The following is a 12888-nucleotide window of genomic DNA, read 5'->3' as shown; positions in this document are numbered from 1 at the left end:
GTTATCAAAGTCCTTTAACTGCTTGAACTTCTCCAGAAGCTTCAAATTTTTTGATATTTTTTTTCAAGTCTTTTAATGCTTTTTCATGTTTTTTAAGTCCTTTTTCAATATCTTTATGATATTGAACAACAATGTCTAAATAGGCAGCACAAGAATCTTTTGCTTCACCTGACCAAACCGCACCGCCGTGTAATTTGTTATTTACAAGTTGTGCCTTTTGTAAAGCTTCACCTACTTTTTCTTGAATCAATGTTGCTTTTGTAATTGCATCAGCTAATTTTGCATCATCTATTTTTACGTCGCTCACGTTCTTCATCCTCTTTTCGTTTCTTTTCAGCTCTTACAGCGTCGTTGTGATCTTTCTCTCTCTGTTTTTCAGCTTCGTATTTTTTTGCATACTCTTGGGCTACTTCGCTTGCTTTTTGCTGAGCCTGTGTTAAACTTTCTTGATTTTGTTTCACTTTATTAATATATGATTGTAAGTTTGTAGTGACTGACTTTGCTGAGGTTACGTAATGTTTAGATGGTAAATCACTCGCAGACATTTCAGGTGCTTGGGATTTATAGGTCGTTAATATAGTTGAAGCACTTGTTTCCTTTTTTTGATGATCAGATAAAAGTGTTTGTAACTCTGCTGCTAATTTTTTATAGTTATCTCGTTGTTCTTTATAGAATCCAGTTTGAAAGGCCATAGTAAAACTCCTTATCTTTATTTTAATAGGAACCAAAATAAGCAATTCTGGTTCCTATTTTCTTATTTATATCATCGACAACATTTCATTTTGTAGTAAACGTTATTGGTATAGAAATAAGCTTCATCTACTTCAAGCAAAGGTTCATTCGCTTGATATGGTTTTTCAAATATTGTTTGATCGGCTTTTCTTAATCCTAAAATTGCTTGTTTGGTATTTGTTTTGATATATTTTGGAATGGCTTCGTAACCACTTAAGAAATTCAAGTAAGAGTACATTACTAAGTGAATGCCAACTTTTGGTGCACGTTCATAAATAGCAATAAATTCATCGTCTTTAATCCCAGACTCTTTAACGAAATTCGCCATATTATCAATTAAGACGACCCATGCATCCGTATTGCCACTTTCTTGTCTGCGTTCGATTTCAGCAAGTAACATTTCTGAGAATTGTCCAACTTGTTCCCCAGAAACATAAGTTGAAATACGTTCTTGATATTGATTTAACACACCTTCTGTATCAATGGCTAATAATTTTACATTGTCCATTTGACTAACTGTAGAGATCATTTGTTTTTGCAATAACGTTAGAGCTTCTTCGCGATCGCTGAATGCTGCAAGGTGTTTCATTTTAGCTAAGTCAATGGGTACAGCTTCAACCTCTTCGTAATCAACACCTAATGGTATTAGCTGGTTGTTCATTGCATATTGAACTGATTTTTTCCGCTTGAAACTTTCAAAATCAAGGATATCAGGCACCATCGGAATCGGTTCAGGTCTAGCCCCAGTCCAATGTTCATCCATCTGGCTAACTTCTTCTTGAATTGCTTCAATGATTTGTAACGTATCTTCACCATCAGCTGGTAATGCTGCTTGGAACAGTTCAGGTTCTTCTAACTTGATCAAGCCACGACCTGGTAAGTCATCAATAGTAAGTGTAGTTCTTCCAACAATCGCTCTAGGCTCACTGTCATCGATCATCTTCAAGACAATCTGTGTTTTGATATTACTTGAAAGGATGGCTTTCAATGAGTTTTGTCTACCTGCAGAAAGAAGTAAATGAACCCCGATCCCAGCACCTTCACGGGCAACTTGGGTAATCACTTTCTCAAGGATTTCATTGAACTTCGCATCTTTCAATCCTTCAAATCCATCTAAAAGAATCAGGATAATCGGTTCTTCTTTGCCACTAGCTCGCTCATACATATCCAAGCTAGCCACAGAAAACTCACTAAGAAGCTTCTTACGTCGTTTCAATTCATCATTGATCCGTCTCGCAAACTTCTCAATTTTCTCTTCTTCATCAATACTCATCGTATCCGCCACATGCGGTAATTTTTTAAGAGGTAACAATCCATTCGTCCCAAAATCAAGCAAGTAAACATTCAATCGCTCAGGACTATGCACTCTCGCCAAATCCATCACAACCGTCTGCATAAATGTACTTTTCCCATACCCAGGACTACTAAACACGGTCATATGACCTTCTTGCGTCATATTCAAACGCAACGTATTCTGTGCCTGCATACTCGGCACATCCACCACACCCAAAACAGGTTCAAGCGGCTGTTTCTCCGTTAACCATTCTTCTCTAAAGTCCACAGGATGAAGGGTAGAAGAAGCAATCCGTTCTTCCAACGGCGGTAGCCAAGGACGAGGAAGGGGTGTGATATTCTCACGTTCCGCCACTTCATGAATCCCATCAATAATGGCATCGAGTTCAGTCGGAATCTGTTTCACATCATCCGCATTCTCCAAGCCACTTAAATCTTCACTTAGAATCTCATACTGACCAAGGTCGTTAACTAAATAAATCGTATGATCCTCAATCTGTTGGTCATCTTTCTCAGGCTGATAATCCGCACCACTCCAAGCACTTTGGAACAGTTCATAAATCTCATTATTCCCCACTTGCAAGTACGCACGCCCAGCTTGGGTGATTTCTGCGGCATCAGGTGTTTTCAACATTTCCATCGAATCGGCTTTATCCGCCACTTTCAACGCTAATTTAAATTTCGAGTTACTCCAGATTTGGTCATTCACCACACCACTTGGTTTTTGAGTCGCAAGAATCAAGTGAATCCCTAACGAACGCCCAATACGAGCAGTGGAAACAAGTTCTTTCATAAACTCAGGCTGTTCTGATTTCAATTCCGCAAACTCATCTGAAATTAAGAAGAGGTGAGGCATCGGCTCTTCAACATCGCCACTTTTATATAATTTTTGATACTGATTGATATGATTCACGTTATTCTCCGAGAACAGGCGCTGACGGCGTTTTAGCTCGGCATTGATCGAGATTAAGGCGCGCATACTTTGAGCACCATCTAGGTTGGTAATACTCCCTAATAAGTGAGGTAGGTTACGGAACAAGTTCGCCATACCTCCACCTTTGTAGTCAATCAGGAGGAAAGCCACATCATACGGATGGAAATTCACGGCTAAACTCAAAATATAACTCTGTACGATCTCCGATTTACCAGAACCTGTTGTCCCAGCGACTAAACCATGCGGTCCGTGGGCTTTTTCATGTAAGTTCAAGTAGACAATATCGTCTTTTCCACGTAAACCAAGCGGCACAGCTAAGGTTTTATGTGGGGAATGTTCGGCCCAACGTTGGATCACGTTAAATTCATCAAATTTCTCGATGCCGTACATTTCTAGGAACGTCACCGCTTCAGGAATACTTGATTTCAAGTTTTGTAAATGATTCAATGGCGCCAACAAACGTGGCAATTGTTCTTTACTAAAGTCAGCAGGGAAGTGATCCAATTGGAACGGTGTATTCTTCAATTTTCCTTCTTCCAATAAGAGCACCCCAGTATTACGGTCACGGATATCGATAACGGTTTTGATATTATCCGATAAACTACTCATGACATCTTCCACGAAAATCACGCTACAACCCAATTCACTCGGATCTTCATTGAAGAATTCCATAATGACATGATCCAAAATCAACTTCTCATCGGTGATCATTACCACATAATGAGGGGAGAAGATCGTACTATCTCGACTATTGCGGTTTTCTTCCATAGAATTTTTACGGTTTTTCAAGATTTGATTCAAACTATTCAATACTTGGTCACGGCTCCGTTGGTTATAGACAAAGCCACGCACATTCACATCCTGCATTGTTGCATGAGGCAACCAACGCATCCATTCCCATTGGTCTTTTTCGGCTTCTGGGAAAATTGAGATAAATTGTAAATCATGGTAGCTATGGAAGACAGATAATTGATTGACTAATAAATGAAGCTGTTCTAGCACCAAGTTTCTAGGGCCAATATACCCAACAGGTCCATTGACTAAATTCGCTACGATCGGCATATCCTCAAGCTCTAAGCTCTTCGTATAAAGCTCATAACCACTTTTTTCTAAATCATCGGTTTCTTTCCCACGTTCTTTGTTTGAGTAGGTAATATCACTTGACGATTGCAGAGTTCCTAACCCCAAGCGGTAGAAAAGAAAATCAAAGTGTAGTGCTGTTTTTTCATAAATTCTAGGGCTGTAGGTTTTGGTCATCTCCAATAATTCTGAAACGTTTGGATAGTGATACAATTGCCCTTGTTTTTGTTCTTGATTTAATTGGTGTAATTCTACTGACTTGTCGACTAAATATTTTTTATAGCTCACTTCACGATCGATCAAGCTTTGTTTGTGTTCTTTTTTCGTTTTAAAGTAATTGGTGATCGAGAAAATAATCGTGATCAAGGTCGTTGCGGCACTGGCTAAAACGAATAAACCATTTGGTCTGAAAAAGGCCATTGCCACAGTTACCATCAACATGACGATCGGTGGTAAAATCGTTTTGATCAGTTGATCTTGTTGTTTATTGTTCGGTTCACTTGGTGCGTTGATCGTAATTTTTTCCTCTGGTTCACGGTAAATGATCCGCGGTGAACGGTGGAAATCTGGGTAATCTTCATAGACATCGTAACGAGAGTTGTAGATTTCGCATAGATCAGATTTTATGATCGTACCTTCTGTGGCGTGTATTTCATGAGTAAAAATTTTCAATGTGTGGTGTAAGAAAGACAGTTCGTCTCCTTTACCAAGTAAATAGTCTGTGCCGGTAAATAATTGATTATTGATCATCAACTCACCAGAAAGTACCGTCAACAACCATTGCTCGTCTTGTTTTTTCAAAATAGCGGAAAGTGGTTCTGCTAAATGATCATTCGGCAATTCAAGGGTTGCGCCTTTATCCGTACTCAAAATGATTTCTTTTTTGTCTAATAGATCAAACACATGTAGTTTGGTCATAGGTGTTAAGATAATTGTTGCATGTTGATCATCTGATAATGAAAGGGAGAGGGGAGTGCCAAGTGATAAAACATGTTCCTGCCCTTGGTGTGTCACTACCCACTCGTCTTGTTTTTCGATCGTTAGTTCATCCGCTTCTGTCAGTAAAGGTAAGTGAAGAGATGCTTGATTATCCGATCCGATTCGTTGTGTTTTCTCTTCGTCCAGGGTCAGTTGATAGCGATAGCCTTGAAGATAGATGATGGCTTGTGTCTTTGTCATCTAATTTCCCTCCTGAGCAGTCGATCCTTGTGTTTGTTCCGCTTCTGCTGCAGCATTCACACTTTCGTCACGTTTTTCTTTGTATTTTTTGTAGTCCGCTTCTAATTTACCGATTGTTTCTTCTTTTTCGGTACCAGTCATTTTTGTGTCTTTTCTAACTTGTTCGATTTTTTGTGTGATTCCATATAAAATCAAATCGGAATCTTCTAAATTTTTCGCTACATCTAGCGCTTCATCCAGATTCCCACGACCATTTTCGATCCAGTAGTCTAGATAATTTTCATCAGAACGTAAGGTTACGTTGTTTAAAATAACTTTTTTCTGTTGCTCCTGTAAGGCTTCACCTTGAATAAAGCTAAAGGCTAATTCGTATTTTTGGGTGAAAGGAATACTTGCTGTTTTCACTGGGTCTAAGGTTGTGATCACGGCTTCATAGTCATTTTTCAAGAAGGCTGTATCAGTATTTTGCATCCTATCTAAGAATGGTAAACGGAAAAACAGTAAATAAACGAGTGGAATCACTAAAATTGCGGATAAGACTGTCATCCAAATCGATAATTGTTTCATCACTTGGAATTTCGTTTTGCTGACTTTTTTAATTGTTTTTGCAGCATGTTCCACTGTTTGGTCGTACATTTGAACTAAATATTCTCTGATTTCTTCAAAGCTTTCTTTTTTCAAAATCGTTTGGACAAACTCAGAGCCTTTTTTGATTTCTAGTTGCCCTTCATAGAGTTTGGTAAAGTCATCTTTTTTCTCGAATAAGGCGATGATCAAGCTTTTGTATTGTCTTAATAATAAGTCATTATTGGTGACTTTCGGCGGCATTTTTCCGTCGAGTCCGCGATAAGCTATTTTGGGCTGTAAGTTATAATCAAACAGCAAATTTTCTGGGTGGATAAAGAAGGTAAGTGGTAAATCTAATAGTTGTTCAACTGCGGCCATATTTGCCATGGCACGAAGTTTATCTTCTTTTGTTCCAGCTTTTAATTCTGTAAAGGTAATGCGTTCTTTAGGTAATTCATACGTGAAGGTCACGGCATCTTCTTCCCAGTGGATGCTTGTGTCCATCAATAATGGGTGAGCGACTTTCAATAAAGCTAAATCTTTTTCTTCATTGACTTGAACTTCTGATTTTCTTAAAGCAAGCTGCCAATTTGCCACCGTTTTCTTAAATTCATACGTATGTTTTTCAATTATTATCGCTACAGCTGTTTCTTTCATGTTTTCCATCATTTATTCTCCCAACACTTCGATTATATCTCCGTCAGTAATCGGAAAATCTTTTAATTTTTGTTCTTCGTCTAAAAGAATTCCTTTATTCAAAACTTTGATTTGATATTTTTTAACGTCTTTTTCTTTGCCAAAAATTTGGTTCAATTCTCGAATAAACCGAAATACAGTAATGTTATTAGGAATTCTTAAATCAACCATTTTTTCTCTATTTTTTTGATACAACAATGTTACGTTGATATGTTCTGTATTATCTGCCATGATTCTGTCCTCTTTTTCTGTTGTGATACAAAAGTAATGTGACCACGGTCACCAATGCTAAGCCTAAAATTAATGGAAATAACGCAGGAGGAGAAGAAACTGCATCTACAGTCTCTTCTCTTTTTACTGCTGCTTGGTTATTTTCACTTGCTGCAAATAGTTGAGTAGGATCTAATTCCTTTACTTTTGCTCCTTTTGTTAGGAAGAGCTTAGACATGTCCTCTTGTTTTTGTTTTTCTTCTAGTATTTTTGCATCGGTTGTTTTTTTGATCATTTCAGCTTCGAACAAGCGGTCTTCCGCTACAAAGCTTTTGGTTTTACCATCGTCTATTTGATCTTTGTTTAAACGATCTGTTTGTAATTCTAGGTTATTATCGAGTAAGGTTTCTTCAGCGTGAGTTACGTCAGAAAAGGAAAAGATACTGATGCCTAGTAAGCATAAGACCATTAGCTTTTTCATTTTGTGACCACTTCCTTCGCTTTCCGTCTTGGTTTCCAAATAAAAATGTTGAATAAAATCAAGGCTGCGATCGTTAATAGATACAAAATGATCTGAACAATATTTAAGGCGTTATTTGCTAGAACATCTGCTAAATTATTTTCACCGATCGACAGTGGATTGACTGATCGAATAAGGTCGACCATCGGGTTGTTACCTTTTGTTTTACCGATTGCATTTGTGACAAATACATAACTGATAAATAAGAAGAGGCTCAAGGCAAATCCAGCAATATGGAATTGTTTCAATGCATAGTGATTCAATAATGAGAAAATTAGCATAAACAATACGACCATCATGCCCCAAACGATTTGAGACTCTTTGACAATACTTAATTCACTGATGCTTAACATGCTTAAGATTAATCCAATGCCAATAGCACTTAAGCTAAGTAGCAATGTTTCTAACATGTTGTCTTTAAGCCATAATTTTTCTCGTTTGAATTTATTTTTTACTTTTCTGACAACAGGTTGTGTTGCGAATAGATAAGCGACAAACAAACTTAAGGTGAACATGATTAAGATCCAAGTGAATGGCTCATTGACCTCAGTTGTTTTGATTGTGGCTTCTGCTTTTCCGTTGACAGGGTTAGCGATAAATTGTAGCAGTGTATTATTTGGAACGCCGTCTTTGTGAGCATTGTTTAATACTTTGATAAATGCTGAGACAAAATCATTGTTATTAGCAAGTTCTTTGTTCAAGTTGTTCATGATGACATCTGCGTTAGTAGATAAATCTTCACCGTTTTTTTGTGCAGTTTGTACGTCTTTATCGAATGATGTGAAGACAGATTTAACACTTTCTGCCTCTTTGACGTTCATGCTAGATGCTTCTTTCAGCATTTCTGCTTGTTTTTTGATTGATTGAAGCATGGAGTCGATTGCTGATATTTCTGAATCTGTAGCAGTATTGTCAGAAGCGACTTTTGTTTCTGAAGTTGTAGCTTCAGTCATCGTTTTTTGCCAATCAGCAATTTGTGCTAAGTGGGATTTGACGTTTTCGTTCAGATTCATAGTATTACCTTGAATTTCCTGAAGTTTTTCACCGATTCGTTCCGATTGACGATCAATATCAGATGCTTGTTTGACCAAAGAGTCTAATTTTTCATGTTGATCTTTGTAATGACCAGTAGCAAAAGTACCGTTAAGAACTTGTTTGAACATTTCGGTCATGTTCATGTCTAGTAAGTTATTGAAGACGTCGAATGGGTATTTGTTGAAGTCTTTAAGTTCTGTTTGTACAGTTTCGTAAAGTTCAACTGTTTTACCTAATTGTTCTGAGTATTTTCTTTGCGCGTATTGATATCTTGGCTTTGAAAATTCTGATAAATCAGCAGATTGCTCCCACATAACAGTGTATTTTCCAGCGGTTGCTCGGCTTACATAAGTCTCTACTTGAGGTGTTTCTTGAACTGGAGCCTCTTCTGTTTGTGGTGTTGTTTCCTCTGCAGATGTACTTTCAGTGATTGAGTTTTCTTTTTTCTCAGAATTTACTGTTTCATTTGTTGTTACATCAACAGCTGGTAGTGATTTTGTGACGGGGGCATTTCCGTTCTCATCAGGATGAAGAACTTTTTCCACTGTAATTGGAATTTTAGGTGCGCCTTCAGTTTCATCAAAATCAGTTTCAAACGTGTACGTAAACCTCATATTGGTGCTAGAAATAGCAATAGGTTTTCCGGGAACAACTACAGTTTCAGGATAACCATAAGTAATCGCTTCGATTCCAGCAGGTAAATCTCCAAAAGTGATTGTTCCTTCTTCTCTAAAGTTTTCAGTTGTAATCGTAAAGACCTTAGACTGACCAACAGCGTTATCTCTTGCTGCTACCAAATTGTCATAAGTTCTTCTTAATTCTTTGTGATAGTTGCTATTGCCAATCGTTTCGCTATCAACTTTCCATTCCAATTCTTTAATTGTAGGATTGTCCGGGTACTTTTCATTGGTGTCACGAATTTTTTGATTGATTTTTTCGATACTCTCTAACATACCGTAGTTTCCATATATAGTTGATCGAATATCATCAATTGCAGGGTCATCAGTGTAGGGAAGATGACCGTATAAAAAGACTTCATTAAATTCGTTGATATCTCTTGTATCTTGTTTAAAGGGTAGACTGTCTAAACGATCTTGCATTTTCTGCAAGTAATTATCATTGAATTTGGAAACATCTGAGAGTTGTCCATAGTCATAATCCATTTTTGTAAGAACTTGCTTAAAGGTTACTTTAGACGCTTCATCTGGATTATTGATTCTAAATTGTTTGAAAAACTCTTCGCTATAAGTATCAAAATACTTATCTTCAATTCCCTCTAGGTCAGCAATCTGTTTTTCAACATCTGCTTTAGAAGCAATGAGTTGTTCATTCAGCGCATTCATTTGCTCAATAAAACGGCCATTACCATCATCTGAGGTAATAAAATCATCCTGCAATGATTGGTTCAAAGTTTCTAATGTGCTGTACAATTTACTCGTTTCTGAACTTAATAAACTGCTGTCCATTGATGTTAGAAGTTTTACAAATTCTTCATATGACAATTTTCCATCGGCGCGTTGTTTTAGTAACTGCTCCAATAAAGTAGAAAAGTCTTGATGACTGCTGACAAGTGATTCAGGATTTTTGATAAAATCGATTAGGGTGTTTGTCAGTAAGTCATTTGCTTGTAAGGCACTTTGAGATTGGGAGGTGATGCTTGGTAAATAGTTTTTAAAATTGATTGTTGGCTGATACAGAATCTCTTGAAACTTGCCAACTGAATCAGTTTGATTGGTGTAGACTTTTTCAATATTTTGTTGTGCAGTATATAAATTATCAATGATGCTGACCACGTATAAATCGACCAGTTGTTGATTCAAATCATTGACGATTTTCCGACCAACACTCCTAGATTCATTTTCTAAGGTAGCATTCCCATTTGCATTGATTTTATAATTGACTTGAACTTTTTCTGGTGCTTCACTGTCTAACTCTAAGAGCTTACTTGAAAAGTTGCTTGGGATTGTAACAAGTAAATTATAAGTGCCCGTTTTTAAACCATTTTCGGCAATCCCTCGACTAACTGTAAACCAGTTATACGTCGCGTCTTTTTCAATTTTCTTTACATAATCTGCACCTAGGTTATAGTCTATGTTATTTTTGTTAACCCCGTTATCTTCATTCACTAAAGCAATATTTAACCGCATATCTTTCTCTTCTTTTGCTTTATTGGCAGAGATATCAGTAAAATCTCGATTCATAAATATAAGCATAATAAGTAAAATTACAACCATCCAAACAGATTTCAACATATAATATAGTTTTTTACTGTTCATTTATCATTCTCCTAAACAAAAGAGGAACAGCGAGGAGCAAGTGCCCTCCCTATTCCTCAGATATGTGTTTCTTATAGACCTCTTCCGATTGCTGAAGAGATATTTTGATCTGTTTCTTCTACAATAGTAGCAACTTCGTTCAATTGTTTGTTGATTTGCTCTAATAGCTCCGCGAATTCACTTACTTTTGGTTTTAAAGCAGTGAATTGATCGTTAAAGCTATCAAAACCGCTACCTTCCCAGTTTCCTTGAATCGTATCTTGTTCAGATTGTAATTTTTGTAAAATATCTTGAACTTGTTGCGAACCGTCCGTATATTTTGTTGCAGAAGTTCTTAGTTCTTGTGGGGATAATTTAATTCTATCGCCTGCCATTTTTCATTCCTCCAAATAGTTAGTATTAGAAAGCATTTAATAATGATTTCTATCTATCTAAACGTTACCATAAAAAAGAGTTAATAAATACTTGATGTAAAAAGTTGCATGTTTTAAGTAAAAAAAAGAGAGATAAATAGAAATATAACCTGCCTTTAAGGTATTTTTTTATATATAGGTGATTTTTATAATTATCTCTAAGTATGAAAAAATAAAAAAATCTGTAACAAATACAGATTTTTTTAGAGAAATATTAATTGTTTATTTCGTGGTGTCATGTTGAATTATGATTTAAGGAAAGCTGTATATGCCATTTTTAATTCTTCTTTAAATGTTCTGCTCATGGGCAAAGCAATATGTTTCTCTTGTTGCACATCTTTTTTAACCTGTTTAACGAATACTTCGTTTTTCGTGATCTCAACAATATAATTTAAATTTACCACGTAGCTACCATGTATCCTAGTAAATAAGTCTTTATTTGCTTTATTGATGATTTCAGACATAGTCAAATACGTTTTGTAAACTTTTTCTATTGTATGAATATAAGCAATACGACCGCTTTTTGCGATATAAATAATTTCATTCATTGACAATACAACAAGCTTTCGATTAAACGAAAACTCGAAATAAGAATGGTTAGTAGTAAAGTGATTTTTTGCCCTAGTCATTATCTCCAGTAAACATTCATCAGAAATTGGTTTCAGTAAGTAATCAAAAGCTTGGACTTTAAATACTTCAGACATGCGCTGAGCATCATTAGACACAAAAATAATCAATGCTTCTAAATCAACAGCCCGTATTTTTTGAGCTAGTGCAATACCATCCATTTCTTTTAGTTCAATAGAAATGAAGTATATAGCATAATTTGCTTCGATTTCCTTTAGATGTCGCACTAACTTTTTACCGCTACTATAAAAATCAAATTCATATTTTTGAGAAGAGTGTAGATGTATAGATTTTCAATTTTTCCCATTTCTCTCTGGTTATTATCACACAATGCAATCTTCAATAGCTCATCTCCCTTGAGTTTAAGATTCAAAATGTATTTAGAGTGGTGATCACGTTTAATCAATTTTAATTGTATCATATTTTTTATTATAGAAATTTCCAAAATTTTAATCCAAATCATTCTTTTTAGAGAATTTGTTATAATCTTTTTAAAATAAGAGGGTATTTTAATAAAAAACACGAAAGCTATAGGTATAATTAGCTATCTTTTTTTGATACACTAAAGGTAGCAATGGGGGGAAGAAAAGTGAAAAAAGCGGCACAATACAATTCATACAACCAACCAGTCGGCTATCCAATAACCGACTGGTCTACAAGAGAATATCCGACAAAATCAATACTAGAAGGAACCTATTGCAGATTAGAAAAAGTAGATCCAGAGAAACACCTAGAAGATCTTTATCAAGTTTACGGACCGCAAAGTAAACCTAAAAATTGGACGTATATACCATTAGAAGGATTTGAAAATAAAATAGAGTTCAGTGCGTATCTTACATCGATGAGCCACTCAAAAGATCCATTCCACTATGCAATTATTGATAATGTGAATGGAAAAGCGCTAGGAACAGTAGCTTTGATGAGGATAGACCGAGAACAAGGATCAATCGAAGTTGGTTTCGTTATTTATTCTGATCAACTGAAAAAAACGAGGATTGCTACAGAAGCACAATATCTTTTAGCTTGTTATGCACTAGATGTGTTAGGCTATCGACGTTATGAGTGGAAGTGCGATTCATTAAATGAACCATCTAGAAATGCCGCACTACGTTTAGGTTTTGTTTTTGAGGGTATTTTTCGGAATGCTTTAGTTTATAAAGAACGCAATCGCGATACTGCATGGTTTTCTATTATTGATAGTGAATGGCCGAAAACAAAAGCTCGGCTGAAATCATGGTTGTCGGTCTCGAATTTTACGGTTGATGGAGAGCAAAAAAAACGGTTGAATGAGTTTTAAACTAAAAAAACTAATTTGAAGGGAATTCA

10 protein-coding genes are annotated in these 12888 nt (G+C 36.1%); 1 reads left to right on the top strand and 9 read right to left on the bottom strand.

What is annotated here, in order from left to right; all coding sequences use genetic code 11:
- Positions 1-4: 4 nt before the first annotated feature.
- The 9 genes from IGJ34_RS15445 to IGJ34_RS15405 form a co-directional block, all read right to left on the bottom strand.
- Positions 5-307, bottom strand: a complete 303-nt coding sequence (locus IGJ34_RS15445) for a WXG100 family type VII secretion target (protein ID WP_430597811.1) — start codon at positions 305-307, stop codon at positions 5-7.
- The gene (locus IGJ34_RS15440; protein ID WP_430597810.1) at positions 285-692 is read right to left on the bottom strand and encodes a hypothetical protein; all 408 of its coding nucleotides are present in this window, start codon (positions 690-692) and stop codon (positions 285-287) included. The genes IGJ34_RS15445 and IGJ34_RS15440 overlap by 23 nt, the downstream gene beginning before the upstream one ends.
- A 71-nt stretch (positions 693-763) precedes the next feature.
- Positions 764-5218 carry a type VII secretion protein EssC gene (gene essC, locus IGJ34_RS15435; RefSeq protein WP_430597809.1) on the bottom strand — a complete coding sequence of 1485 codons (4455 nt, stop codon included), beginning with the start codon at positions 5216-5218 and terminating at the stop codon, positions 764-766.
- Positions 5219-6451 carry a type VII secretion protein EssB gene (essB, locus tag IGJ34_RS15430; protein WP_167351498.1) on the bottom strand — a complete coding sequence of 411 codons (1233 nt, stop codon included), beginning with the start codon at positions 6449-6451 and terminating at the stop codon, positions 5219-5221.
- Between the two features lie 3 nt (positions 6452-6454).
- Entirely contained in the window at positions 6455-6712 is a 258-nt protein-coding gene (locus IGJ34_RS15425) for an EsaB/YukD family protein (RefSeq protein WP_069653540.1), read from the bottom strand.
- Positions 6702-7172 carry a hypothetical protein gene (locus IGJ34_RS15420; RefSeq protein WP_430597808.1) on the bottom strand — a complete coding sequence of 157 codons (471 nt, stop codon included), beginning with the start codon at positions 7170-7172 and terminating at the stop codon, positions 6702-6704. The genes IGJ34_RS15425 and IGJ34_RS15420 overlap by 11 nt, the downstream gene beginning before the upstream one ends.
- Positions 7169-10522, bottom strand: coding sequence for a type VII secretion protein EsaA (esaA, locus tag IGJ34_RS15415; RefSeq protein WP_430597807.1), 3354 nt, complete (start codon positions 10520-10522; stop codon positions 7169-7171). The genes IGJ34_RS15420 and esaA overlap by 4 nt, the downstream gene beginning before the upstream one ends.
- Before the next feature lie 71 nt (positions 10523-10593).
- Entirely contained in the window at positions 10594-10896 is a 303-nt protein-coding gene (locus tag IGJ34_RS15410) for a WXG100 family type VII secretion target (RefSeq protein ID WP_069653543.1), read from the bottom strand.
- Between the two features lie 284 nt (positions 10897-11180).
- Positions 11181-11849 carry a LytR/AlgR family response regulator transcription factor gene (locus IGJ34_RS15405; RefSeq protein ID WP_430598540.1) on the bottom strand — a complete coding sequence of 223 codons (669 nt, stop codon included), beginning with the start codon at positions 11847-11849 and terminating at the stop codon, positions 11181-11183.
- Between the two features lie 302 nt (positions 11850-12151).
- Here IGJ34_RS15405 and IGJ34_RS15400 point away from each other — a divergent pair, with 302 nt between their 5' ends.
- Positions 12152-12859: a GNAT family N-acetyltransferase gene (locus IGJ34_RS15400; protein ID WP_430597806.1), complete on the top strand. Its 708-nt coding sequence runs from the start codon at positions 12152-12154 to the stop codon at positions 12857-12859.
- Positions 12860-12888: the final 29 nt, after the last annotated feature.

This window comes from Enterococcus sp. AZ177 (assembly GCF_050544585.1).
GTDB classification, from domain to species: domain Bacteria; phylum Bacillota; class Bacilli; order Lactobacillales; family Enterococcaceae; genus Enterococcus_L; species Enterococcus_L plantarum.
The sequence above is the reverse complement of the archived record's forward strand: the minus strand, read 5'-3'. Positions and strand labels throughout refer to the sequence as shown.